Annotated in this window: 23 protein-coding genes, 1 tRNA gene and 1 rRNA gene; 20 read left to right on the forward strand and 5 right to left on the reverse strand. The window is 68.5% G+C overall.

Annotated features, from left to right (window positions below):
• Window positions 1–4 precede the first annotated feature (4 nt).
• The 18 genes from rrf to der all read left to right on the forward strand — a co-directional run bounded on the left by rrf (window position 5) and on the right by der (window position 17179).
• Window positions 5–121: ribosomal RNA gene (gene rrf, locus ACEXQC_RS00005) — 5S ribosomal RNA — on the forward strand.
• Between the two features lie 415 nt (window positions 122–536).
• Window positions 537–1244, forward strand: coding sequence for a tetratricopeptide repeat protein (locus ACEXQC_RS00010; protein ID WP_374817073.1), 708 nt, complete (start codon window positions 537–539; stop codon window positions 1242–1244).
• On the forward strand, window positions 1244–2269 hold the full coding sequence (locus tag ACEXQC_RS00015; RefSeq protein ID WP_374817075.1) for an HAD-IIA family hydrolase: 1026 nt from the start codon (window positions 1244–1246) through the stop codon (window positions 2267–2269). The genes ACEXQC_RS00010 and ACEXQC_RS00015 overlap by 1 nt, the downstream gene beginning before the upstream one ends.
• Window positions 2270–2289: 20 nt before the next feature.
• A complete protein-coding gene (locus ACEXQC_RS00020) occupies window positions 2290–2463 on the forward strand; it encodes a hypothetical protein (RefSeq protein WP_374817077.1) in 174 nt (57 codons plus the stop codon).
• Window positions 2456–3259, forward strand: coding sequence for a TlyA family RNA methyltransferase (locus ACEXQC_RS00025; RefSeq protein WP_374817079.1), 804 nt, complete (start codon window positions 2456–2458; stop codon window positions 3257–3259). Before ACEXQC_RS00020 ends, ACEXQC_RS00025 begins: the two co-directional genes overlap by 8 nt.
• Window positions 3223–4176: an NAD kinase gene (locus ACEXQC_RS00030; RefSeq protein WP_374817081.1), complete on the forward strand. Its 954-nt coding sequence runs from the start codon at window positions 3223–3225 to the stop codon at window positions 4174–4176. The genes ACEXQC_RS00025 and ACEXQC_RS00030 overlap by 37 nt, the downstream gene beginning before the upstream one ends.
• Before the next feature lie 6 nt (window positions 4177–4182).
• Window positions 4183–5931 carry a DNA repair protein RecN gene (gene recN, locus ACEXQC_RS00035; protein WP_374817082.1) on the forward strand — a complete coding sequence of 583 codons (1749 nt, stop codon included), beginning with the start codon at window positions 4183–4185 and terminating at the stop codon, window positions 5929–5931.
• Window positions 5932–5971: 40 nt separating this feature from the next.
• A complete protein-coding gene (locus ACEXQC_RS00040) occupies window positions 5972–7183 on the forward strand; it encodes a hypothetical protein (protein ID WP_374817084.1) in 1212 nt (403 codons plus the stop codon).
• A gap of 31 nt (window positions 7184–7214) precedes the next feature.
• Window positions 7215–8918, forward strand: coding sequence for a CTP synthase (gene pyrG, locus ACEXQC_RS00045; protein WP_374817262.1), 1704 nt, complete (start codon window positions 7215–7217; stop codon window positions 8916–8918).
• A gap of 1 nt (window position 8919) precedes the next feature.
• Window positions 8920–9576: an NUDIX domain-containing protein gene (locus ACEXQC_RS00050; protein WP_374817085.1), complete on the forward strand. Its 657-nt coding sequence runs from the start codon at window positions 8920–8922 to the stop codon at window positions 9574–9576.
• Window positions 9539–10531, forward strand: a complete 993-nt coding sequence (xerD, locus tag ACEXQC_RS00055; protein ID WP_374817086.1) for a site-specific tyrosine recombinase XerD — start codon at window positions 9539–9541, stop codon at window positions 10529–10531. Before ACEXQC_RS00050 ends, xerD begins: the two co-directional genes overlap by 38 nt.
• 108 nt (window positions 10532–10639) lie before the next feature.
• A complete protein-coding gene (locus tag ACEXQC_RS00060; protein WP_374817088.1) occupies window positions 10640–11530 on the forward strand; it encodes a ParA family protein in 891 nt (296 codons plus the stop codon).
• Window positions 11514–12386, forward strand: a complete 873-nt coding sequence (locus ACEXQC_RS00065; protein ID WP_374817090.1) for a segregation and condensation protein A — start codon at window positions 11514–11516, stop codon at window positions 12384–12386. Before ACEXQC_RS00060 ends, ACEXQC_RS00065 begins: the two co-directional genes overlap by 17 nt.
• Entirely contained in the window at window positions 12376–12978 is a 603-nt protein-coding gene (gene scpB / locus ACEXQC_RS00070; RefSeq protein WP_374817092.1) for an SMC-Scp complex subunit ScpB, read from the forward strand. The genes ACEXQC_RS00065 and scpB overlap by 11 nt, the downstream gene beginning before the upstream one ends.
• Window positions 12975–13862 carry a pseudouridine synthase gene (locus ACEXQC_RS00075; protein ID WP_374817094.1) on the forward strand — a complete coding sequence of 296 codons (888 nt, stop codon included), beginning with the start codon at window positions 12975–12977 and terminating at the stop codon, window positions 13860–13862. Before scpB ends, ACEXQC_RS00075 begins: the two co-directional genes overlap by 4 nt.
• Window positions 13859–14953, forward strand: coding sequence for a prephenate dehydrogenase (locus tag ACEXQC_RS00080; protein ID WP_374817095.1), 1095 nt, complete (start codon window positions 13859–13861; stop codon window positions 14951–14953). The genes ACEXQC_RS00075 and ACEXQC_RS00080 overlap by 4 nt, the downstream gene beginning before the upstream one ends.
• Window positions 14950–15657, forward strand: a complete 708-nt coding sequence (gene cmk, locus ACEXQC_RS00085) for a (d)CMP kinase (protein WP_374817097.1) — start codon at window positions 14950–14952, stop codon at window positions 15655–15657. Before ACEXQC_RS00080 ends, cmk begins: the two co-directional genes overlap by 4 nt.
• The gene (gene der / locus ACEXQC_RS00090; protein ID WP_374817099.1) at window positions 15647–17179 is read left to right on the forward strand and encodes a ribosome biogenesis GTPase Der; all 1533 of its coding nucleotides are present in this window, start codon (window positions 15647–15649) and stop codon (window positions 17177–17179) included. The genes cmk and der overlap by 11 nt, the downstream gene beginning before the upstream one ends.
• A 91-nt stretch (window positions 17180–17270) precedes the next feature.
• Here der and ACEXQC_RS00095 read toward each other — a convergent pair whose 3' ends face one another.
• Together ACEXQC_RS00095 and ACEXQC_RS00100 are read right to left on the reverse strand one after the other, a co-directional pair.
• Complete coding sequence (locus ACEXQC_RS00095; protein WP_374817101.1) at window positions 17271–18224, reverse strand: ROK family protein; 954 nt, start codon at window positions 18222–18224, stop codon at window positions 17271–17273.
• Window positions 18225–18258: 34 nt separating this feature from the next.
• On the reverse strand, window positions 18259–18981 hold the full coding sequence (locus ACEXQC_RS00100; RefSeq protein ID WP_374817102.1) for a TetR/AcrR family transcriptional regulator: 723 nt from the start codon (window positions 18979–18981) through the stop codon (window positions 18259–18261).
• A gap of 311 nt (window positions 18982–19292) precedes the next feature.
• On the opposite strand from ACEXQC_RS00100, the gene ACEXQC_RS00105 reads away from it, so the two are divergent.
• A tRNA-Pro gene (locus ACEXQC_RS00105) sits at window positions 19293–19366 on the forward strand.
• An 88-nt stretch (window positions 19367–19454) separates the two neighbouring features.
• Here ACEXQC_RS00105 and ACEXQC_RS00110 read toward each other — a convergent pair.
• Window positions 19455–20243, reverse strand: coding sequence for a hypothetical protein (locus ACEXQC_RS00110; protein WP_374817104.1), 789 nt, complete (start codon window positions 20241–20243; stop codon window positions 19455–19457).
• Window positions 20244–20455: 212 nt separating this feature from the next.
• Between ACEXQC_RS00110 and ACEXQC_RS00115 the strand changes: the two genes are divergently transcribed.
• Window positions 20456–21877 (forward strand): glycosyltransferase family 39 protein, encoded by a 1422-nt coding sequence (locus ACEXQC_RS00115; RefSeq protein ID WP_374817106.1) that lies wholly within the window; start codon window positions 20456–20458, stop codon window positions 21875–21877.
• Here the strand turns inward: ACEXQC_RS00115 and ACEXQC_RS00120 are convergent.
• Together ACEXQC_RS00120 and ACEXQC_RS00125 are read right to left on the reverse strand one after the other, a co-directional pair.
• Window positions 21874–22668, reverse strand: coding sequence for a polyprenol monophosphomannose synthase (locus ACEXQC_RS00120; protein WP_374817108.1), 795 nt, complete (start codon window positions 22666–22668; stop codon window positions 21874–21876). The two genes, ACEXQC_RS00115 and ACEXQC_RS00120, sit on opposite strands and share 4 nt — an antisense overlap.
• A 785-nt stretch (window positions 22669–23453) precedes the next feature.
• Window positions 23454–23924 (reverse strand): hypothetical protein, encoded by a 471-nt coding sequence (locus ACEXQC_RS00125; RefSeq protein WP_374817110.1) that lies wholly within the window; start codon window positions 23922–23924, stop codon window positions 23454–23456.
• Window positions 23925–24100 lie beyond the last annotated feature (176 nt).

The following is a 24100-nucleotide window of genomic DNA, read 5'->3' on the forward strand; positions in this document are numbered from 1 at the left end:
GTGTTTCGGCGGCCATAGCGAGAGGGAAACGCCCGGTCACATTCCGAACCCGGAAGCTAAGACTCTCTGCGCCGATGGTACTGCAAGGGGGACCTTGTGGGAGAGTAGGACACCGCCGGACTTACTTCACGAAATGGCCACCCAGCAATGGGTGGCCATTTTGCGTTAACACCATCAACAGAGGAGCCATCGTGACTGAGTCTGAAGACGAGAAGCGTCGCAGCGACCGTGCGCACACGCCTCGGCGTGATGCGGACAAGCGTCCGTTCCAGCCTCGTCGCGACAGCAGCTCCCGTCCCGAGCGAAGTGGCCAGCGGCCCGAGCGTTCCGGCCAGCGGCCTGAGCGAAGTGGCCAGCGGCCTGAGCGTTCTGGGCAGCGGCCCGAGCGTGGTGGGCAGCGACCGGATCGCGGAGCCCCCGGGGAGCGCCGGCTCTGGACGAAGGATGGCAAGCCCGCTCGCAACGATGCGAGCGCCTCGCGGTTCGAGCGTCCTCCTCTCACTGAGGAGGAGCTGCGGGCCCGTGAACTCCGTGCTGTGCGCACGAGGCACGACGACCCGGAGATCCCCGAGGAAGTCGGCGCCCGTGATCTCGACAAGGGTGCCCGGCTGCAGCTCAAGACCCTCAACAAGGAGAACGCCGAAGAGGTCGCCAGGCACCTCGCGATGGCGGCTCGGCTCATCGACGACGATCCCGAGCTCGCCCACCAGCATGCGATCTCCGCATCCCGCCGCGCCGGCCGCATCGCCGTGGTGCGCGAGACGCTCGCCATCACGGCCTACCGCACGGGCGACTTCGCCCTCGCGCTGCGGGAGCTCCGCACGTTCCGACGCATCTCCGGCTCCAACGAGCAGCTCGCTCTGCTCGTGGACAGCGAGCGGGGGATGGGTCGACCCGACCGCGCGCTCGAGACCGGCCGATCCGTGGAGCGCTCGACGCTCTCGCCCGCCGCCCAGGTGGCCGTGGCCATCGCGATGTCCGGCGCCCGGCTCGATCTGGGGCAGCCGGATGCGGCCCTCGCCGAACTCGAGATCCCGCAGCTCGACGCCTCCGTGGCCTACTCCTACAGCCCCGACCTGTTCGACGCCTACGCCGAGGTGCTCGAGGAGCTCGGCAAGGAGGAGGAGTCCGCGCGCTGGCGTGAGCTCGCCGCCCGGGCCGACGCCGCCCTGAACGGCGAGGACGACGACGTGATCGAGATCGTGGAGGAGTTCGACGACTTCACCGACGGCGAGAAGGACTGATGGGCATCTTCCGCTCCAAGAAGGCCGAGACGGTGCAGCCGCTCGCCGGCATCGACACCGTGCTCGCCGACCTCGACGGCGTGGTCTACCAGGGCCCGACGGCCATTCCCTTCGCAGCGGAATCGCTCTCTCGCGTGGTCGAGGCAGGGCTTCGAACCGGGTACGTCACGAACAACGCCTCGCGCACCGATGCGCAGGTGGCCGAGCACCTCACGAGCTTCGGCCTCACCGTGGCGCCGCACGATGTGGTGACGTCTCCCCAGGCAGCGATGCGACTGCTCACGGCTCTCGTCGAACCGGGAGCGACCGTGCTCGTGGTGGGCGGGGAGGGGCTGACCTCCGAGGTGGAGAAGGCCGGCCTCGTGGTGACGCGGGCCGCATCTGACTCTCCCGCCGCCGTGGTGCAGGGCTTCTCGCCGGATGTGGGTTGGAAGCAGCTCGCCGAGGCGAGCTTCGCACTGCACGACCCCGCCGTGCACTGGGTGGCCACCAACACCGACTGGACCATCCCGGTGGCCGGCGGCATCGCCCCCGGCAACGGCACACTCGTCTCGGCCGTGCACACCGCTGTGGGCCGACTGCCCGTGGTGGCGGGCAAGCCCGAGGTGGCCATCTTCGAGGAGGCCATGACGCGCTTCGGCACGACGGCCGCCACGGCGGCCTTCCTCGGCGACCGACTCGATACCGACACCAAGGGCGCCAAGCGGGCGGGGCTCCGCGCGATCCACGTGCTGACCGGCATCGACCGGGCCAAGCAGCTGCTCGCGGCCCCCGCCGACTGCCGGCCCGACTTCATCCTCGACGACCTGCGCCAGCTCTTCGATGAGTACCCCGTGACGGAGACCTCTAAGGACGGCACCGAGACGACCGTCGGCTCCGCCGTGGTGCGGATGAAGGGGCACGTCGTGCGCATCGTGACGCCGGGCGACTCCCCGGTGGATCTGGTGCGCGCGGGCTGCGCGGCCATCTGGAACTCGGGTCTCGCCATCCACGCCCTCGACGTCGAGCCCGGCCTCTACAGCTGACGCCGGGGTACGCTGGACGGGTGAGCACAGAGCAGGTCGGCACCGGTCGGAACGAGCTCGACGACGCTCTGGTGCCGCGGCTCCGGGTGATCGAGGAGCAGCCGCTCGACCAGCGCGCCTCCGCCTACGCGCAGGTGCACGATGAGCTGAAGTCGCGCCTCGAGGGCAGCGACAGCACTGGACCGAATGCCTAGCACTCGACTGGATGCCGCTGTGGCCGCTCGCGGTCTGGCGCGCTCGCGCACCCACGCCGCCCGGCTCATCTCGAACGGCTATGTGCGCGTGGACGGCACCCCCGTGGTGAAGCTCTCCTTCCCGGTGGAGGACGAGCAGGTCGTGACCGTCGACGGCGTGGACCGCTACGTGAGCCGAGGCGCCAACAAGCTCATCGCGGCCCTCGACGAGTTCCCGGCCGTGACCGTGCGCGGTGCGCTCGCGCTCGACGCGGGAGCCTCGACGGGAGGGTTCACCCAGGTGCTGCTCGAGCGCGGGGCGCGCCAGGTGATCGCGGCCGACGTGGGGCACGGGCAGCTCGATCCGATCATCGCCAGGGACCCGCGGGTGGTGTCGGTGGAGGGCTACAACCTCCGGTACGCGACACCCGCGACTCTCGCCGGGGCCTCGGGGGTCGAAGGTCCGGTGGACCTCGTGGTGGGTGACCTCTCGTTCATCTCGCTCGGGCTCGTGCTCGCTCCGCTGCGCGCGCTCGCCCGGCCGGACGCCGACTTCGTGATGCTCGTGAAGCCGCAGTTCGAGGTCGGTCGCACGGGGGTGAAGGAGGGCATCGTGAAGAACCGCGACCTGCGCTCCGACGCCGTGGCGAACGTGCTGTGGAGCGCGTGGGACCTCGGGCTCAAGACCGCGGGACTCCTGCGGTCGCCGATCGCCGGGGGAGCGGGCAATCTCGAGTACCTCGCCTGGTTCAGCGAACGCGAGGGCGCGCATCCGACAGAATGGTTGCAGCGCGTGACCGAGCTGACCGGAGGGTGATCGTGGCCGCAGAACGATACATCCTCGTGGTGCTGCACACCGGCAGGGCCGACTCCGTCGAGGCCGCGCTGAGCGTGTGCGGGCAGCTCCGCGATGCGGGAGTCACGCCCGTGATCGCGCAGGTGGACGACGACGAGCACTCCGAGGTGCTCGAACGCCTCAAGCCCTTCTCCACCCTCGGCGACGCCGTCTCGGTCTACGACCTCGAGCTCGTGATCGTGCTGGGCGGCGACGGCACCATCCTGCGCGCCGCCGAGATCGTGCGCGGCTCGACCGTGCCTCTGCTCGGCGTGAACCTGGGCCACGTGGGATTCCTCGCCGAGAGCGAGCGCGACGACCTCACAGCCACCGTGAACCGCGCACTCGAGCGCGACTACCTCGTGGAGGAGCGTATGACGCTCTCGGTGCGGGTGAAGGTCGACTCCGAGGTGGTCTACGAGAGCTGGGCGCTCAACGAGGCCACCGTGGAGAAGGCCAGCCGCGAACGCATGCTCGAGGTCGTGATCGAGATCGACGGGCGACCGCTCTCGAGCTTCGGCTGCGACGGCGTGGTGATGTCGACGCCCACGGGGTCGACCGCCTACTCCTTCTCGGGCGGTGGCCCCGTGGTGTGGCCGAGCCTCGACGCGCTGCTCATGGTGCCGCTCAGCGCCCACGCCCTCTTCGCACGTCCCCTCGTGGTGGGCCCCGACTCCGCGCTCGCGGTGGAGGTGCTCGACCGCAGCCAGGGCGGTGCCGTGCTGTGGAGCGACGGCAGGCGCATGTACGACCTGCCCAAGGGGGCCAGGGTGATCGTGCGGCGCTCGCCCATCCCGGTGCGCCTCGCCCGCCTCACCATGTCGCCGTTCACCGATCGGCTCGTGCGCAAATTCAATCTGCCCGTGAACGGGTGGCGGGGGCCGATCGAGAGTGACTGACTGCCTGTGATCGAAGAACTGTCCATCAGGGACCTCGGAGTGATCGGCGAGGCGGTGCTGCCGCTCGGACCGGGCTTCACCGCCGTGACGGGTGAGACCGGCGCCGGCAAGACGATGGTGGTCTCCGCCCTCGGGCTGCTGTTCGGCGAACGTGCCGACACCGGATCCGTGCGTTCGGGTGCGCCTCAGGCATGGATCGAGGGACGGCTGCTCGTGCAGTCGGGAGGCCGGGTGGCCGACCGCGTGCGCGAGGCGGGTGGCGAGGTGGAGCCGCTCGACGGCGCTGGCTCCGGTGACCGCGCGCTCGACGGGGAGCTCATCCTCTCGCGCTCGGTCTCGGCCGAGGGGCGCAGCCGGGCCGTGGTGGGAGGGCGATCGGCGCCCATCAGTCTGCTCAATGAGCTCAGCGGCGACCTCGTGGTGGTGCACGGGCAGTCCGATCAGCTGAGGCTCAAGAGCCAGCAGGCACAGCGCATCTCGCTCGACAACTTCGCGGGGGCCGAGCTCGCCGAGCGACTCGTCGCCTACCGCGAGCTGCACCGCAGCTGGCAGGCGCACACCGCCGAGATCGAGACCCTCGTGACCGAGCGCACTGCGCGCATCCGCGAGGCCGACCAGCTGCGCACGGCCGTGGACGAGATCCAGGCCATCGCCCCCGTGGCGGGCGAGGACGAGGAGCTCGCCGAGCTGGCCGGGCGACTCACCAACCTCGAAGACCTGCGGCTCGCCGCGGCCGAGGCGAAGGAGAGCATCTCGAGCGAGACGGGGGAGACCCCCGACACCGTGGTGCTCATCGACGCCGCTCGCCGCGCCCTCGAGCGCGTGGCCCACCACGACGCGACGCTCGCCCCGGTGGTGGAGGCGCTCGAGAACGCGAGCTTCCTGGTCTCGGACATCGCGACGCAGCTGGCCAGCTACTCGGCCTCGCTCGACACCGACGAGGCCGGTCGGCTCGACACCGTGCAGGAGCGGCGCGCCGACCTCACGAACCTCATGCGCAAGTACGGGCCCGAGCTCTCCGACGTGATCGCCTACGCCGAGAGTGCCGAGCCGCGACTGCTCGAGCTCGACTCGGATTCCGACCGGATCGAGCAGCTCACGGCGCTCGTGGACGACGAGTACGCCGCGCTCCTGGAGCGCGCCGACGGCCTCACCGCCCTGCGCACCGCCGCCGCTAGTGAGCTGGCCGAGAGGGTGACCGGCGAGCTCGCCGCCCTCGCCATGCCGAACGCCCGCTTCGTGGTGGAGATCTCGCCCCGCGAGGAGCTCGGCACGACGGGGCGCGATCTCGTGCAGTTCCTGCTGCGGCCGCACGAGGGCAGCGACCCGCGACCGCTCGGCAAGGGCGCCTCGGGAGGCGAGCTCTCGCGCGTGATGCTCGCCATCGAGGTGGTGCTGGCCGCCGCGGATCCGGTGCCGACCTTCGTGTTCGACGAGGTCGACTCCGGTGTGGGCGGCGCCTCCGCGATCGAGATCGGTCGACGGCTCGCGGCGCTCGCCGAGAAGTCGCAGGTGATCGTGGTGACCCACCTCGCCCAGGTGGCGGCGTTCGCGTCGAACCACCTGCGGGTGGAGAAGGACCTCGACGGGCCCGTGACGGCCTCGAACGTGGTGCAGCTGACGGGGGATGCCCGGCTGGCCGAGATGGCGCGACTGCTCTCGGGGCTGCCGGACTCGGAGTCGGGCCTCGCGCACGCCGCCGAACTGCTCCACACGGCGCAGAGCCTCGCTGCGCCGCACGCTGTGTCACACTGAGACGCATCGCGGGCCGGGGGCTCGCGGATGGGGGGCCGCCGTGGCGAGGGTGACGAACGCGGAGCTCATGGTGCTCGTGGAGCGGCTGCAGGCCGAGAACGACGAGCTGCGGGTTGCGAACGACGAGCTGCGGGCTGCGGCTGTGTCGGCGTCCGCATCGGCGTCGGTCGGCGATGGGGGAGTGGACCCGCTGAAGCGCCCGCGGCGTGCGTGGGGCCGCACCGTCGCATCCGTGGCCCTCGTGCTGCTCGGGCTGCTGCTCGCTCCCGTGGCCGTGGGGGCGCACTGGGTGGGCGGTCAGCTCTCGAGCACCGACACCTTCGTGGCGACCTTCGCGCCGCTCGCCGAGGACGAGGCCGTGAAGTCGCTCGTGGTGACGGAGGTGATGGCTGCGGTGGACCGGCAGGTGGACTTCCGCACGACCACGGGGCAGGCGTTCGACGCGATCGCAGGGCTCGGGCTGCCGCCCACCGCGTCAGCCGCCCTGCAGGCGCTCGAGGAGCCCGCCGCACTCGGCCTGCGGTCGCTCGCGACCTCGGTGGTGACGGATGTGGTGGACTCCGACGCGTTCGGAGGCCTCTGGCGGGAGGCCCTGCGGGTGAGCCACGAGCAGGTGGCGGCCGCGCTGCTGGGCGAACCGGGATCTGCGCTGACGATCTCGAGCTCGGGCGAGCTCGCCGTGCAGCTGGCACCGGTGCTCGACGCCGTGAAGGCCGCGATGGTGGAGCAGGGGCTCGGCTTCGCGGCGGCCATCCCGAGCGTGGACGTCTCTGTGGTGGTGGCCCAGTCCGACGGGCTGGCCCGGGCGGCGCTCGTGTTCGGGCTCGTGGTGGCGGTCGGTGCGTGGCTGCCGTGGGTGGCCCTCGTGCTCCTCGCTGCGGGGGTGCTGATCGCACACCGACGGCTCGTCGTGCTGTTCAGGGCCGCACTCGCACTCGGTGCGGCGATGGTGCTGCTCGGGATCGCCGTGCGGATCGGGCAGGTCGTGCTGGTGGCCTCCATCGCACCGGGATACGAGGCTGTCGACGCGGTGGCGGCGATCTACGAGGCGGCGATCTCGCCGCTCGTCGCCGGCACGGTCATCGTGGGAGTGCTGGCCTTCTCCGCCGCCGTGATCGCCTGGATACCGGGTCCGTCGCGGCCGGCCACCTCCGTGCGCGGGGTGGTGCGGCGCACCGCTCGGCGACTGCGCGCCCCCGCCGACACGCCCACGACTCCCGAGAGCACTGTTAGGATGGAATTCCGTGGATGAAGCTCAAGCTGCGCACCGGCCGGAACACGCAATCGGCACCGACTCCGACTCGAAGCTGACGAAGCACATCTTCGTCACAGGGGGTGTCGTCTCCTCCCTCGGCAAAGGCCTCACGGCCGCCAGCCTCGGCAACCTTCTCACCGCCCGCGGTCTCCGCGTGGTGATGCAGAAGCTCGATCCGTATCTCAATGTTGATCCCGGAACGATGAATCCGTTCCAGCACGGCGAGGTGTTCGTGACTGACGACGGAGCGGAGACCGACCTCGACATCGGGCACTACGAGCGCTTCCTCGACATCAACCTCGACCAGGCCGCCAACGTGACCACGGGGCAGATCTACTCGAGCGTGATCGCCAAGGAGCGGCGCGGCGAGTACCTCGGCGACACCGTGCAGGTCATCCCGCACATCACCGACGAGATCAAGCGCCGCATGCGCCTGCAGGCGCACGACTCCTCGCGCCCCGCGAGCGAGCGACCCGACGTGATCATCACCGAGATCGGCGGCACCGTCGGCGACATCGAGTCGCAGCCGTTCATCGAGTCGGCCCGCCAGGTGCGCCACGAGCTCGGCCGCAAGAACGTGTTCTTCGTGCACGTCTCGCTCGTGCCCTACATGAACGCCTCGGGCGAGCAGAAGACCAAGCCCACGCAGCACTCGGTGGCGGCGCTCCGCTCCATCGGCATCCAGCCCGACGCGCTCGTGCTGCGCAGCGACCGGCCCGTGTCGGAGAGCAACAAGCGCAAGATCGCGCTCATGTGCGACGTGGACGAGGAGGGCGTGGTCAACGCCGTCGACGTGCCCTCGATCTACGACATCCCGAGCATGCTGCACAACCAGGGTCTCGACGCCTACATCGCCAAGCACCTCGAGCTCGACGGCAAGGCCGGCGACGTGGACTGGGCCGGCTGGCAGCCCATCCTCGACGCCGTGCACGAGCCCAAGCACGACGTGACGATCGGGCTCGTGGGCAAGTACATCGATCTGCCCGACGCCTACCTCTCGGTGACCGAGGCCCTGCGCGCCGGCGGGTTCGCCCACCGCGCGAAGGTGAAGATCAAGTGGATCCCCTCGGACGAGTGCGAGACGCCCGAGGGGGCGGCCCGCGAGCTCTCCGACGTGGACGGCATCTGCGTGCCGGGCGGCTTCGGCGTGCGCGGCATCGAGGGCAAGCTCGGAGCCCTGAGGTTCGCCCGCGAGAACGGCATCCCGACCCTCGGCCTGTGCCTCGGCCTGCAGTGCATGGTGGTGGAGTACGCCCGCAACGTGACGGGCCTGCCCGGTGCCTCGTCGAGCGAGTTCGACCCCGACACCGAGTTCCCCGTGATCGCCACGATGGCCGAGCAGGTCGACATCATCGCCGGGGGAGACCTCGGCGGCACCATGCGGCTCGGTCTCTACGAGGCCGACCTGGCCGCGGGCTCGATCGCCGAGGCGGTGTACGGAGCGCCGACCGCCTCCGAGCGCCACCGTCACCGCTACGAGGTGAACAACCGCTACCGCGACGAGATCGCCGACTCCGGACTGTGGTTCTCCGGCCTCTCGCCCGACGGGCAGCTCGTGGAGTACGTGGAGCTGCCGCGCGAGGTGCACCCGTACTACATCGCCACCCAGGCGCACCCGGAGCTGCGCTCGCGGCCGAGCAAGCCGCATCCGCTCTTCAAGGGGCTCGTGGGCGCGGCCCTCGAGCGCCAGGAGGCGAGCCGGCTGTTCGCCGTGCAGGACGCGGATGCCTGAGATGGCCGGGGTGCCTGAGGCGGCAGAGGCCGACGGCCGTCTGCTCGCGGATGACGTGGTGACCGTGGAGGTGACCTCGAGCGAGGTCGTCTTCGACGGGTACGTGTGGGATGTGCGCCGCGAGGCCTTCGGGTACGGCGGCGAGACGCTGCGCCGCGACTTCGTGGACCACCCGGGCGCCGTGGCGATCCTCGCTCTCGACGAAGAGGACCGGGTGCTCGTGATCAAGCAGTACCGGCACCCCGTGCGTCGTCGCGAGTGGGAGCCGCCCGCCGGGTTGCTCGACGTGGCCGACGAGCCCGCGCTCGAGGCCGCGAAGCGCGAGCTCGCCGAGGAGGCCGACCTCGAGGCCGACGAGTGGAACGTGCTCATCGACTACCTCACGACCCCAGGCGGCAACAACGAGGCGATCCGGATCTTCGTGGCCCGCGGTGTGCGCCCCACGGCCGGTGCCTTCGAGCGCACGGCCGAGGAGGCCGACATGGAGCTGCGCTGGGTGCCGCTCACCGAGCTCGTCGACGCCGTGGTGGCGAGCCGCGTGCAGAACCCGTCGCTCGTGATCGGCGCGCTCGCGGCCGAGCACTCCCGCTCGCGGGGCTGGACGACGCTGCGACCGGCGGATGCTCCCTGGCCCGAGCGGCCGGGCGCGGGCGGCTAGCACCGTGACCGCGGGGTCGGCGGGGGCGAGCGGGGATGCTCTCGATCGGCACGTCGACCGGTTCCTGCGGCACATCGTGGTGGAGCGCGGGCTCGCCGGCAACACCGTGGCGGCTTATCGGCGTGATCTGGCGCGTTACGTGGAGTGGCTGCGGGCGGCGGGGCTCCAGGACGTGACCGCGGTGGGGGAGGCCGACATCGGCGCCTTCCAGCGGCAGCTGCGCACGGCGGAGGGCGGGGAGCTCTCCGCGTCGTCGGTGGCGCGCATGCTGTCGACCGTGCGCTCGTTCCACCGCTTCCTCACCGACGAGGGTGTGACCGAGGTCGATGCCTCGCGGGAGGTGAAGCCCCCGAAGCTCGGACTGAGGCTGCCGAAGGCGATCTCGATCGACGAGATGGAGCGGCTGCTGACGGCGACGGGGGGATCGGATGACGTGGGGGCCGATCCGGTGGCCACGCGCGATCGGGCGCTGCTCGAGATGCTCTACGCGACCGGGGCGCGCATCAGCGAGCTCGTGTCGCTCAACGTCGACGACGTGCAGGACGGCGACATCGTGCGACTCACCGGCAAGGGCAGCAAGCAGCGCATCGTGCCGGTCGGCAGCTACGCGCAGAGGGCGCTAGACGCCTACCTCGTGCGCGTGCGGCCGATGTTCTCGGTGCGCGGCCCGTCGACGCCCGCGCTCTTCCTAGGCATCCGCGGCCAGCGACTCAGCCGCCAGGGCGCCTGGCTGGTCATCCAGTCCGCCGCGGAGCGCGCGAAGATCAGGGCGCACGTCTCTCCGCACACCTTCCGCCACTCCTTCGCCACCCACCTCCTCCAGGGCGGCGCCGACGTCCGAGTAGTACAGGACCTCCTAGGCCACTCCTCAGTAGCCACCACCCAGCTCTACACCCACGTAACGGCAGACACCCTCCTAGACATGTACCGAACCTCCCACCCCCGAGCCCGCTAGCCGCACGCCGGAGCGGCTGCGCGCAGCACAGCCTCACCGGCATAGAATTAGCCGACCGCCGGGATGGCGGTCAGGACACGAGGAGAAGCTTCGGTGCCGACACGGAACATGAGAACGGCGAAGAAGACCCAGGTCGACGAGCTCTCAGGGCTCGACCTGCCGAAGAACGGCCCCACGGGCCGACCCGTGACCGAGTTCCCGGATCCGGCGCCCCTCGCCTCGCACGGGCCCGCGCGCATCATCTCGCTCTGCAACCAGAAGGGCGGCGTGGGCAAGACCACCACGAGCGTCAACGTGGGGGCGGCGCTCGCCGAGTACGGCCGCAAGGTGCTCGCGGTCGACTTCGATCCGCAGGGCGCGCTCTCGGCCGGTCTCGGCGTGATGACCCACGACATCCCCACCGTCTACGACCTGCTCGTGGGCACCATCAAGGATCCCGCCGACGCCATCCAGAAGACGAGCGTCGAGGGCCTCGACATCATCCCGGCCAACATCGACCTCTCCGCCGCCGAGGTGCACCTCGTGAGCGAGGTGGCCCGCGAGTCGATCCTGGCCAGGGTGCTCCGCAAGGTCAGCAACGACTACGACGTGATCCTCGTGGACTGCCAGCCCTCGCTCGGTCTGCTCACCGTGAACGCCCTCACCGCGAGCCACGGCGTGCTCATCCCGCTCGAGTGCGAGTACTTCGCTCTGCGCGGTGTGGCCCTGCTCGTCGAGACCATCGAGAAGGTGCGCGACAGGCTCAACCCGGCGCTCACGCTCGACGGCATCCTCGCCACCATGTACGACCCCCGCACGCTGCACTCGCGCGAGGTGCTCGAGCGCGTGGTGGAGACCTTCGGCGACAAGGTGTTCGAGACCGTCATCGGGCGCACCGTCAAGTTCCCGGATGCGACGGTGGCGGGCAAGCCGATCACCCAGTTCGCGCCCGAGCACTCCTCGGCCAAGGCGTACAAGCAGCTGGCCAGAGAACTGGTCGCCCGTGGCGCGATCGCCTGAAGCACTCGCGGAACCCGCGCCTGTCACCAGCGTGGCCGGCACGAGTGCGCCCGGCACGAGCGCGCCCGGCTTCTCGCTGAGCCTCGACAACTTCGAGGGACCGTTCGACCTGCTGCTGCAGCTCATCACGAAGCACGAGCTCGACATCACCGAGATCGCGCTCAGCCGGGTGACCGACGAGTTCATCGCGTACCTCAAGAACCTCGACTCGGCCGAGGAGCTCGACCGCGCCTCGGAGTTCCTGGTGGTGGCGGCCACGCTGCTCGACCTCAAGATCGTGGGACTGCTGCCGCAGGGCGAGCTCGTCGACGCGGAGGACGTGGCCCTGCTCGAAGCGCGCGACCTCCTCTTCGCCCGCCTGCTGCAGTACCGGGCGTTCAAGGTGGTCTCGACCTGGCTGGCCGAGCACTTCGACGCCGAGTCGACCAGACGGCCGCGTGCCGTGCGGCTCGAGGAGAAGTACCGGCAGCAGACCCCCGAGCTCGTGTGGACGCTCACGGCCGACGACTTCGCCGCGCTCGCCGCCTTCGCCCTCGCGCCGCGCGAGGTGCCCGTGGTGGGGCTCGAGCACCTGCACGCGCCGCTCGTGAGCATCCGCGAGCAGGCCGCCCACGTGGTGGCGGTGCTGCGCTCGGCCGTGGCGAGCGGGGTGCCCGTGAACTTCAGGCAGCTGATCGCGGGGATCGACGAGAAGGGTGTGGTGATCGCGCGGTTCCTCGCCGTGCTCGAGCTCTACCGGCACGCCTCCATCTCGTTCGAGCAGATCGAGCCGCTCGGCGAGCTCACGCTGCGCTGGACGGCCGAGAACTGGACCGAAGACAACCTCGCCAATCTGGGTGCCGACTATGACAACTGACCTCGACGTGGACAGGGCCCTCGAGGCCATCTTCATGGTGGCCGACGAGCCGCAGAGCCTCGTGGCGCTCGCGACCGCCCTCGGGCGGCCCGTGGCCGTGGTGCGCCAGGGTATCGAACGGCTCGTGGAGGACTACGACGGCGTCTCCGCCGAGGGGGAGGCCACCGGCAGCGCTGCTGGGGCGCGGGTGCGGCGCGGCTTCGAGCTGCGCGAGGTGGCGGGCGGCTGGCGCCTCTACGTGCGCTCGGAGTGGGACGCGCTCGTGCGCGACTTCGTGATCACCCAGAACCCCTCGAGGCTCTCGCAGGCCGCGCTCGAGACGCTCTCGGTGATCGCCTACAAGCAGCCGATCAGCCGCGGGGCCGTGGCCTCCATCCGCGCCGTCAACGTCGACTCCGTGGTGCGCACCCTGCTCAGCAGGGGACTCATCACCGAGGTCTCGACGCAGGCCGAGACCGGCGCGATCCTGTACGGCACCACCGACCTGCTGCTCACGCAGCTCGGCATCAACTCCCTGGAGGAGCTGCCGAAGATCTCCCCTCTGCTGTCCGACGGCAGCGAGGGTTTCGACGACCTGGAGGCACTCCGATGACACCCCCTTTCGAGATCCCGGCATGGGACGAGAACGAACCGCAGGGCGTGCGCCTGCAGAAGGTGATGGCGGCCGCCGGAGTGGCATCCCGCCGCGTCTCCGAGCAGCTCATCCAGGCCGGTCGCGTCAAGGTCAACGATGAGGTCGTGACCGAGCTCGGCCGCAGGATCGACCCCGAGAACGACCTCGTCTCGGTCGACGACACCGCCGTGCAGCTCGATCCCGACAAGCGATACGTGATGCTCAACAAGCCCACCGGCATCGTCTCGTCGCTCGCCGACCAGCACGGGCGGCCCGACCTGCAGCGCTACACCTCGCAGTACGAGGAGCGGCTCTTCAACGTGGGGCGGCTCGACGCCGAGACGAGCGGACTGCTCATCCTCACCAACGACGGGGATCTCGCGCACGTGCTCGCGCATCCGTCGTTCGGCGTGCTCAAGACCTACATCGCGAAGGTCGAGGGCCGCGTCTCGCCGCAGACCATCTCGACCCTCACGAAGGGGGTCGAGCTCGAGGACGGCCCCATCGCCGCCGACAAGGCGCGCCTGCTCGGCGTGGAGGGCGAGACCTCGATCGTGGAGATCACGCTGCACTCCGGGCGCAACCGCATCGTGCGCCGCATGCTCGACGAGGTGGGCCACCCCGTGGTCGACCTCGTGCGTCGCGCGTTCGGCCCGCTCAACCTGGGCACGCTCAAATCGGGCGGGATGCGCGACCTGACTAAGGTGGAACTCGGCCAGCTGCTGACGCTCTCGCGGAACGCCAGGGGCGAAGGCGTGGGCTCGGACGGAGCCGCCGGGGACGACCTCGAGAGCGATGATCTCGACGGCGATGACCTCGACGGCGATGGGGCGGCCGACGCAGGTGAGGGATCCGAGGAGTGAACGTGGTGGAGAGCCGACTGACGGGCCCCGTGCGGGTGGTCGGCGTGGGGCTGCTCGGCACGAGCATCGCCCTCGGGCTCCGCGCCCGCGGTGTCGACGTCATCCTCTCCGACGCCTCGCCCACGAACGTCTCGATCGCCATCGACTACGGCGCGGGGCGCCGGGCGGGTGATGCGGACGAGCCGCAGATCGTGGTGGTCTGCGTGCCGCCAGATGTGACCGCCTCGGTGGTGGTGCGCGAGCTCTCCGCCTACCCGCGTGCCGTGGTGACCGACGTGGCGAGCGTGAAGAAGCCCATCCTCGACGCCGTCGCGGCGGCCTCGGGAGACCTCACCCGGTACATCGGATCGCATCCGCTCGCCGGTCGCGAGAGGGGCGGGCCCATGGCGGGCCGCGCCGACCTCTTCGTGGGGCGGCCCTGGGTGGTCGCGGGCCACGAGGGCATCAGCTACCAGGCGGCCTCGGCCATCGACGACCTCATCCTCGACCTCGGGGCGACCCTCGTGGAGATGACCGCCGAGGAGCACGACACGAGCGTGGCCCTCGTCTCGCATGCGCCGCAGGTGATCTCGACCCTCATGGCGCGCCGGCTCATCGACGCCCCCGCCTCGGCCGTGGGGCTCGCGGGCGGAGGGGTGCGCGACGTCACGCGGATCGCGGCGAGCGACCCGGCGCTGTGGGTGCAGATCCTCGGTGCCAACGCTGCTCCGACCGCCTCGGTGCTGCGCGCCCTGCGCGACGACCTCGACGAGGTGATCGGCGCCCTCGAATCGACCGGCTCGGAGGAGTCGACGTGGCGCCGCACGGTGGCGGAGACCCTCGCCGCCGGCAACGCCGGAGTGGCCCGCCTGCCCGGCAAGCACGGCCAGGACAAGCGGTACGCCCAGCTCGTGGTGATGGTCGACGACTCGCCAGGCGAGCTCGCGCGGCTCTTCGCCGAGGTGGGGGAGGAGGGGGTGAACCTCGAGGATCTGAGGCTCGAGCACTCCCCGGGGGCCCAGATCGGCCTCGCCGAGATCTCGGTGCTGCCCGAAGCAGTGGAGAAGCTGACGGCCGCGCTCGCGGCCCGTGGATGGAGGATCGCCGGATGACTGCGGCATTTCGTGACGTGACCGATGCGCCCGTGGTGGTGGCCATCGACGGGCCCGCCGGCAGCGGCAAGTCGAGCGTGAGCCGGCAAGCCGCGCGCACCCTGGGCTTCGCCTATCTCGACACCGGTGCGTCGTACCGCGCGCTGTCGTGGGACCTGCTCGACCGCGGCATCGACGCCGCCGTGCCGGAGCGGGTGATCGAGGAGCTCGCGCGCTTCGACTTCAGGATCGGCACCGACCCCGACGACTACTACGTGCGGGTGGGCGAGAACGACGTGACCGACGCCATCCGCGAGCCCAGGGTGACCGGCATCGTGAGCCTCGTGGCCCGCATCCCCGAGGTTCGTTCGGCGCTCAACGAGAGGTTCCGCGGCATCATGGCCGACACCCCGAAGCCGGGCATCGTGGCCGAGGGTCGCGACATCACGACGGTCGTGGCACCCGATGCCCCCGTGCGCATCCTGCTCACGGCCTCGGAAGAGGCTAGAATGGCGAGGCGTTCGAAGGAACTGACCAGTGAATCGGCCGCCGCCGTGGGTGAGGCATTGCGCTCACGTGACAAGGCGGACTCCCGGGTGGTCGACTTCATGAACGCCGCAGACGGTGTCACCACCGTCGACTCCACGGAACTCGATTTCGACCAGACCGTCGAAGCGGTGGTCGAGGTCGTGGCCCAGACGACAAGGATCTCTCATGGCGGATAACCGCACCCCAGCCTCCGCGAACGACCCGGACGAGTTCGACGCCCCCGACGACGACCTCGCCGAGCGCCTCGCGACCGTCGACGAGGATCTCGCCGAGCAGCGCGCCTCGACGCTCCGCTCCGGACTCGAGGACTACGAGCTCGACGAGGGCGACCTCGACCTGCTCGAGCTCACCGAGGACTACGGCGACGGCGTCATCTACCTGCCCGCGCTGCCCGTGCTCGCGATCGTGGGGCGGCCCAACGTGGGCAAGTCCGCGCTCGTCAACCGCATCCTCGGCCGCCGCGAGGCCGTGGTGGAGGACAAGCCGGGTGTGACCCGCGACCGCGTGGCCTACAAGGCCGAGTGGGCAGGGCGCCGCTTCACGCTCGTCGACACCGGCGGCTGGGAGCCCGACGCCTCGGGCATCAACGCCGCCGTGGCCGCTCAGGCCGAGGTGGCCATCGACCTCGCCGACGTCGTGCTCTTCGTGGTCGACTCCAACGTGGGCGCCACCGCCACCGATGAGCACGTGGTGAAGATGCTGCGCCGGGCCGACCGCCCCGTCTTCCTGGCCGCCAACAAGGTCGACGACAGCCGTCAGGAGCCCCAGGCCTCGGCACTGTGGGCACTCGGCCTCGGCGAGCCCTACCCCGTCTCGGCGCTGCACGGGCGCGGCGTGGCCGACCTGCTCGACCTCATCATGCAGAAGATGCCCGAGGTCTCGAATGTGGCCAAGCAGGAGGTGGGCGGCCCTCGACGCGTCGCCATCCTCGGCCGGCCGAACGTGGGCAAGAGCTCGCTGCTCAACAAGGCCGCGGGTGAAGAGCGCGTGGTCGTGAACGAGATGGCCGGCACCACACGCGACCCCGTCGACGAGCAGATCGAGCTCGGCGGCAAGGTGTGGACCTTCGTGGACACCGCCGGCATCCGCAAGCGCGTGCACCTCTCGCAGGGCGCCGACTTCTACGCCTCGCTCCGCACCTCGGCCGCGCTCGAGAAGGCCGAAGTGGCCGTGGTGGTGCTCGACGTGACCGAGCCGATCTCGGTGCAGGATCTGCGCATCATCGACCTCGTGCTGGAATCGGGCCGTGCGCTCGTGCTCGCGTTCAACAAGTGGGACCTGCTCGACGACGAGCGGCGCCGCTACCTCGAGCGGGAGATCGAACAGGATCTCGCGCACGTGACCTGGGCTCCGCGTGTGAACATCTCGGCGCGCACCGGTCGACACCTCGAGAAGCTCGTGCCGGCGCTCGAGCTCGCGCTCGAGTCGTGGGACACCCGCATCCCCACCGGCAAGTTCAACGCGTTCCTCGCCGAGCTCACGGCCTCGCATCCGCACCCCGTGCGCGGTGGAAAGCAGCCGCGCATCCTGTTCGGCACGCAGGCCGCGTCTCGGCCGCCGACCTTCGTGCTCTTCACGACCGGATTCCTCGACCCGGGCTACCGCCGCTACGTGCAGCGCCGCCTGCGCGAGATCTACGGCTTCGAGGGATCGCCCATCGTGGTCAACATGCGCGTGCGCGAGAAGCGCAAGCGCTAGCCCGCACCCCGCGCGCTCGCTGAGTCGCGCCTAAGTGCTGTCATACCGCGCGTTTTCGCCGGTGTGGGAGCACTTAGGCGCGACTCACGCGTTACGGGCGGAGGTCGGCGCGGTGGATGAGGCCCGCTGCTCCGATGAGAGGGCCCTCGTCGGAGAGGGCTGAGCGGAGGATCTCGACGCCCCGGATGGTGTCGAGCGGGGCGACCGCCTCGACGCGGGCGCTGATGCGCTCGATGAGGTCGGGCGCGACGTTGGCGAATCCGCCCCCGATGGCGACCGCCTCGAGGTCGAGCAGGGCGCACGCGGAGGCGATCCCGTCGCCGACCGCGTTCGCGCAGCGTTCGACCGCCGCCACCGCGATCGGGTCACCCTGCGCGTAGCTCGTGGCGAGCTGCTGGCCGGTCGTGCCCGCCCAGCCCTGCTCGCGGGCCCACGCCACGATGCTCGTGCCGGAGGCGATGCCCTCGAGGGTGACGCTGAGATCCTTGCCGGTGCTCTCGTGCTCGTGCAGCTGGAGCTGGCCGATGTGGCCGGCGTTGCCCGAGCGGCCACCCACGAGCCGACCCTCCACGAGCAGGCCGCCGCCGATGCCGGTGGAGACCACCATGCCCATCGCCGTGCGGTGGTGCTGCAGCGCCCCCGCCCAGTGCTCGGCGAGCAGGATGCACAGGCCGTCGAGGCGCAGCACGGAGTTCTCGATGCCGCTCGCCTCGCGCACGAGGTCGCGCACGGGGTAGCCGCGCCAGGCGGGGAGGTTGAGCGGCGAGACGGTGCCTCGCACGACGTCGAGGGGGCCGGCGCTGCCGATGCCGGCGCCGAGGATGCTCGCACCAGGCGGGGTGCGGTCGAGGGTGGCGCGGATGACGCGACGCACCGCATCCGCTATCTGATCGGCGGAGCTGCCGGTGCCGGTCTCGGCGCGCTGCCTGGTGCCGGGCACGAGGGCGGCGGAGGAATCGACGAACGCCGACTCCACCTTGGTGCCCCCGATGTCGATCGCGAGGGCGAGGGCTCTGGGGGTGGTGGAGTCGGCGTCGGTGCTCACGCCTCCATTGTGGCGTGAGGTCGGTCGGGAGAGGTCAGGCGGACTGCTGGGCCAGGGTGCGGGAGGCGATCCAGGCGTCGGCGGTGCCCATGATGTCGGCCGTTCGGGCGGCCACATCCGTGTCGTCGCTGAGCGCCCACTTCTCGAAGACGCCCACGGATCCGCCCGCGATGAAGGCGGCGGCTGTGGCCTCGTCGATGCCGGGCGCGAGGCCCACCAGGCGCCAGTGCTGCACGGCGAGCGTGGCGTGGCGGAGAAGGCGCTGATGCAGGTCACGCCGGAAGCCGGCGTCGACCCGGGTGCCGAACATCATGCGGTAGGCCGAGCGGTGATCCAGGATGTGCTCGAGGATGCCGGACATGGAGCGCATGTAGGCGGCGGTGAGGGCACGGGAGGGTCCGGACTCCGGATCGCCGAGCTCCGCATCGGTCTTGGCGGTGGTGACCGTCGGATCGGGGTCTCCGAGGGGCACACCGCCTTCGAGGTCGGCCACGTCGGCGAGTTCATCCAGGATGCGCGCGAACGAGTCCGACGCGAAGGCATAGATGTCGGCGTAGTGGCCGTAGAAGGTTGTTCGGTGGACTCCTGCGGTGCGGCACAGCTCGGAGATCGAGATCTCGGTGAGGTCGTGCTGTCGCAGGAGATCGAACAGGGCGATCGTCAGTGATTCGTGGGTTCTGGCCGCTCGGGGTTCGGTCAGATTGACGGACGCGCCCTGACGTCGGGTAGGTGCGGGTAAGGCAGGTGACTGGGGCATGCTCAATTATGCAATGCCGAACTTATGAAAACGCTCCGTTCGGGACTGTCTGTCCCAAACTTTTGCGCAGTTTTTGCGCCGTTTCCACGACTGCTGTGACGGCTGTGGGTGAGGGCGCTGCGGGGGCCATCCGGGTCTTCCCCGCAGCGCGCCTCTGACACGATTCTATGCAGGAGCATTCACCCGCCCTGACCACAGGCCGCATCCGTTATGGCACCGTGACGGTCGGGGCCCGTGTCGGCGAGCACTCCCAGAAGGCGCTATCATGGACAAGTTGTCCGGAGCGGTTCGCCGGTTCGGGTGACAGGCCACGGGCTGTGGCGCAGCTTGGTAGCGCACTTGACTGGGGGTCAAGGGGTCGCAGGTTCAAATCCTGTCAGCCCGACAAGAGAAAGCCCTGATGAAATGCAGATTTCGTCAGGGCTTTCGTCGTTCCACCAAACATTCTGAGGCGGCTACCCCTACCCGTACCCCTACGGTGCGTCCTTCTTCATCCGCTCGAGGTTCTCTATCACTTGGGCACGGCCTTCGGCACCTCGTCGCCGTTCCAGCTTCTCGTGGGCCGCCTTCGCCTCATTCAAGGCGTCGAGTCTGGATTCGAAACGGCTGCCGACTTCTGAGAAGACTTCTTGTGCATACTTCCTAGTCTTGATCGCCGCGGCTTCCTCCCGCTCGGCGTCAGCGATTGCCTCGTCGATTGCGGACTGGTCCCCATCTGGTGCCTGCGCCTTACGTGCCCGACACTCGGCGAGATTTGTCGAAGCCTCGGACTCCAAGACCTCGCTCATCTCAAGCAGCGCTTTAGCTTGTTCCTCGCGCTCCAAGGTGCGGACGAGGATCTCTTGCAACTCTGTATTCCACTTACTGAAACGGCGATTGGACTTCGCCCATTTGGAAAGGGGTAGCGAGCGAGTCAAGTGCAGGACCGCGTCCACATTTCCCCCGATTGCGAGGCCAATGACAGGTTGTATGGCCAACATTGCAGCCGCAACAAGAATCAAGACCAGGCTCGCGGTAACCTGCCAAGGCTCACTTCGGCCAGAGGCTAAGGTGTTCAGTCCCCAAAAGAGGATCGTGAAAAGGAAGACGGCTACCGCAGCAAACCAAGCTGCAGACCAGCGCCGAGCCTTTTTTTTGGTGATGGTCCACGTGGATGCAAGGCGTCGAGCTTCAAGCACCAGTGCCAAAGCGAACACCGGAACAATCTGAGTCAGCGTGCCCCAGTACTGCGGCACCACTGCCGGTACATCGTTCACGTTCATTCTCTCAGAATAGGACGCGCTAGTACCTCTCTCAGTTTCTGAAGGCCGGTCGCGTTTGGGGTGCCTAGACAGACTGAGCGGCGGGGCTCAGCCCGCTGGTGTAGATTATTTCGGGTGTTGCATGCAGGAACCTGCGGCTGCGGACGGGGAGCTGTCGTCGATTCAGACCGTGGCGCGTGATGGCTCATGTCTGGCGTCGCTACGATGGCATAATGCCGGACCACGCGACCTACCAGCGGTCCAGGGTCGCTGAACTGGTCGTCGTCGGAGTTCTCTTCGTGTGGTCGCTGTACCAATCGTTCTGGAACCTGTCGTCTGCGAATCTGAACGCTGACGAGCCGATCTACCTGACCGCTGGTCGCGCGTACCTCCAGGGCGATTTCGCACTCAACAGGGAGCACCCTCCGACTGCCAAGTATCTCTTGGGCTTCGCGCAGCTCATTCTGGGAGAGGGCGAGCTGGCTGGACGCATTGCGGTGGGTGTCGTTGTCGTTCTGGGTGGTGTGGTCATCTTCCTGTGGTTCCGGCGAGAGATCGGATGGCCGTTCGCTGCGTTTGCTGCTGCTGCTTGGACACTTCTTCCCCACGGTGTCAGCAGCGGTGTGCGCCTCGACCGGTTCGCGCTCCTGGAACCCTTCATGGTGTTCTTCGCTATCGCGGCGTTCGCGGCGGCCTGGATGTGGTTCCGCACACGCTCGTGGGTCTGGCTGATCGTCTCCGCGGTGGCGATGGCTCTGTCCGTGACCTCCAAGGTCTCTTCGGCCGTCCTCGTCCCTGCCATCCTGGTGCTTCCGCTCCTGGATCGACGCCTGAGAGACGCGCTCGTCGGGGGTGTCGTCTTCGTCGCGGTCTTCGCCACAGCGTTCGTGCTCCTCTACGCCCCGATGGGCATCCGCTCTGCCATCACGTACATGCTCGAGATGCAGTCTCAACACAATGCAACGGGCCATTCGGTCGTGGTCGCCGGCGCTGTGTATCTGCACCCGCCATGGTGGACCAATCTTCTGTTCAGCGTCGAAGGCATGGGTGTGGCGGCCACCGCGGTACTGCTGGTCGGCGCGGTGTCGGCTCTCTGGCGTCGCCCTCCCGCACTGAGCATCTTCCTGTACTCGGGGGTCGCCCTGCTGTTCGTGTTCTATCTGGTGCTTTCGAGCGTCGCGCTGACGCACTATTACTACGTCTGGGTCTGGTTTCTGTGCGCGCTCAGCGGCATCGGGTTGTCCGTGCTCTGGAATGCTGCGGGTCGCAGAAGGCGCGTCGGCCGAGCAGTGGCTGTGGCGATGGTCGTCGTTGCGGTCGCGAGTGGAGCGTGGACCTCTGCGACGATCGCCGCCGAGCGCCCTCGGGGAATGGCGCTCGTCGTCGAGGAACTCGACGAGCTGGACGTGGGCGACGGCGACATCCTCGTCGGCGGCCTCGCGGAGTGGGAGTACGCACCCTATCTGGATGGACGCCAGGTTCTGAGTCCAGCCGACGGCGATGTCGTCGCTGTGGTGACGAAGGACTCCGTCCGCTTCCCCCTCAGCGATGACGTCGAGGTGTACCTCCGGGAGTACCGCACCGACCTGGAACCCATCGTGCTCGACGATGTGACGCTGTGGGTGCTGGAGGACGAGATGGCGGCTGGCGGCTAAGCTCCGCTCCCACGGGAAGGACTCTTGGGTCTATCTGACGTACGCGGCAGATCGAGGCGCTTCGGGGACCTGCCGATCAGCCCCGACAGGCCCCAGCCGGTGACCTTGGCCAGCGCTTCGATCACGATGCCCGTGGACATCTTCGACACGCCCTCGGCGCGCTCGACGAAGGTGATCGGAAACTCCCCGATTCGGGCGCCGCTGCGCTCGAACAGCCAGGCCATTTCGATCTGGAAGCAATAGCCCTGGGAGTTGAGGGTTGCGAGGTTGATCGTGCCGAGGGACTCGGCACGGAAGCCACGGAAGCCACTGGTGAGGTCGTGCAGTTTTGACCGCAGCAGCACGCGGGCGTAGGCCGTTCCGAGACGCGAGATGAGCTTGCGGTAGGCGGGCCAGTTGACGATCACGCCACCCGCGATCCAGCGCGTTCCGATCGCCATGTCGTTGCCCGCCGCGAGCAATCCGATGAGGCGCGGGAGTTCTTCGGGCTGGTGCGAGCCGTCCGCGTCCATCTCGACGACGAAGTCATACTGGCGTTCGAGCGCCCAGGTGAAGCCGGCACGGTAGGCGGCACCGAGACCGCTCTTCCCTGAGCGATGGATGACGTGGATGCGGGGGTCAGCAGTTGAGAGGCGATCGGCGAGCTCACCCGTGCCGTCGGGGGAGCTGTCGTCGACGATGAGCACGTGGGCGGCCGGCTCGGTGGCGAGCACGCGAGCCGCAACCGTTTCGACCGACTCGATCTCGTTATAGGTCGGAATTACGACCAGAGTTCTTGCCAGTTCATTCACCTCGCTGACGAAGGGAGTCAGCAGAGCTTCTTCGGCTAACCGTGGACATACGTATGGGCAGGAAGTCAGAATACATGGCTTGTCTCGACCCTCTGCCCTACAGAACGGTGACAGATGTGACGTCGTGTTTTGACCTAGCGTCCCGCAAGGAGATCGCGGCCGATGGGCTTACCACCCCGGTCGTGAAGGCGCCGAACGCCGTCACGGAAGCGCACGGAGCATTCCCGCGTAGCTGGGTAGTGTCTGAATTCGACTATGTCGTCTCCATACAGCTCACGTAGGAGGTCTTCTAGTTGATGCCTGTCTGTCACACTGGCCCCACCCTTCGATGACTCACCGTTATACCAGCATCGTGACTAGCGGGACTCGCGGACGATGCGATGCGCTCCGAGCTCGACTCGATGGTTGCTTAGGATCAGCAACTACACCCAGAACGCGAAAGGCGACACACGTAGCCTATGTGGAGGTGTCACATAAAGTTCTGCACAGCTCGATGAGTGTGAATCCCGGCGATCGCCTCGGCGTCTGTGCCGCCTTACCCCGGAGCCCATTTCTCGTGGGGGCGGCCAGGCAGCCGTCGTTCCTGAGTAGTGAGGTCGAGCTCGTGCAGGAGGGAGTCAGCGTATTGGTCCGTCATCGAGATTTCCCCGCGTTCCCAGGAGCATAGTGCCAGTACCGCGGTATGCGCCCGGTCGTCACCCGGCTCCATTCTTCAGAGATTGGCAGAGCTGCTGTGTGCAGCATCTCGCCACAGCGCGATCACGTGATGTTCCGGTGGTTCCGGGTTAGTCCACCCGGGTTTTGTCTCCTCGCTCACTCCTCGATAGTCCCAGAAACTCTGCGGCGCAGAGCACTAGCAACAGGACGACTGCCAGGGGCAAAGGTGTCCAGAAAAACAAGGGAACAATGAGTAGATCGCCGGTAATTAACTGGGCAACGACTATCAGAACTACGTATGCAACAATGCCGCCTGCGCACCCACCCGCAACCCGCCACCATCCCGTGCCGCCCAGGCGAGTAATGACTACCACAGACGACGTAGTCCCGATCATGACAATTATCGCTACGCCGAAGCCAATCAGGCCATAGACGACGTGCCAAGCCACGGGATCCTTGTCGGCAATCCCTCCGGGAGTAATGATCAGGTTCGCGATCGCCAGCCCGAGCAGGAAGCCCAGAATCGGTCCTGCAACGGCAGCCCCGAGATACCGCCTAAGTGTAGATCTCGTCGATGAACTGGCGAGTTTCACGAGCACCTTCCGTTGGACGAGACTTAACCTTGGGCGGAATTTTCTTCTACTAGTGTAGCCAAGACGGATTGCGGCAGCGGGGGAGAAATTGTGAAAAAGCGAAGAGCAATTGCGACGGCGTGCATAGGTATTTCTGGAGTGCTCTTTCTTCAAAGTGTAGTTACGACGCCTTCTACCGCGAC

Source organism: Herbiconiux liukaitaii, assembly GCF_041927495.1.
In the GTDB taxonomy this organism is placed as follows: Bacteria; Actinomycetota; Actinomycetes; order Actinomycetales; family Microbacteriaceae; genus Herbiconiux; species Herbiconiux liukaitaii.

What these genes read in the sequence shown, in the direction of transcription:
- ACEXQC_RS00015 (WP_374817075.1), top strand. Translation starts at nt 1,244, where the DNA reads ATGGGCATCTTCCGCTCCAAGAAGGCCGAGACGGTGCAGCCGCTCGCC.
- ACEXQC_RS00025 (WP_374817079.1), top strand. Translation starts at nt 2,456, where the DNA reads ATGCCTAGCACTCGACTGGATGCCGCTGTGGCCGCTCGCGGTCTGGCG.
- ACEXQC_RS00030 (WP_374817081.1), top strand. Translation starts at nt 3,223, where the DNA reads ATGGTTGCAGCGCGTGACCGAGCTGACCGGAGGGTGATCGTGGCCGCA.
- ACEXQC_RS00050 (WP_374817085.1), top strand. Translation starts at nt 8,920, where the DNA reads ATGGCCGGGGTGCCTGAGGCGGCAGAGGCCGACGGCCGTCTGCTCGCG.
- xerD (WP_374817086.1), top strand. Translation starts at nt 9,539, where the DNA reads ATGCTCCCTGGCCCGAGCGGCCGGGCGCGGGCGGCTAGCACCGTGACC.
- ACEXQC_RS00060 (WP_374817088.1), top strand. Translation starts at nt 10,640, where the DNA reads ATGAGAACGGCGAAGAAGACCCAGGTCGACGAGCTCTCAGGGCTCGAC.
- scpB (WP_374817092.1), top strand. Translation starts at nt 12,376, where the DNA reads ATGACAACTGACCTCGACGTGGACAGGGCCCTCGAGGCCATCTTCATG.
- ACEXQC_RS00075 (WP_374817094.1), top strand. Translation starts at nt 12,975, where the DNA reads ATGACACCCCCTTTCGAGATCCCGGCATGGGACGAGAACGAACCGCAG.
- cmk (WP_374817097.1), top strand. Translation starts at nt 14,950, where the DNA reads ATGACTGCGGCATTTCGTGACGTGACCGATGCGCCCGTGGTGGTGGCC.
- der (WP_374817099.1), top strand. Translation starts at nt 15,647, where the DNA reads ATGGCGGATAACCGCACCCCAGCCTCCGCGAACGACCCGGACGAGTTC.
- ACEXQC_RS00100 (WP_374817102.1), bottom strand. Translation starts at nt 18,981, where the DNA reads ATGCCCCAGTCACCTGCCTTACCCGCACCTACCCGACGTCAGGGCGCG.
- ACEXQC_RS00110 (WP_374817104.1), bottom strand. Translation starts at nt 20,243, where the DNA reads ATGAACGTGAACGATGTACCGGCAGTGGTGCCGCAGTACTGGGGCACG.
- ACEXQC_RS00115 (WP_374817106.1), top strand. Translation starts at nt 20,456, where the DNA reads ATGCCGGACCACGCGACCTACCAGCGGTCCAGGGTCGCTGAACTGGTC.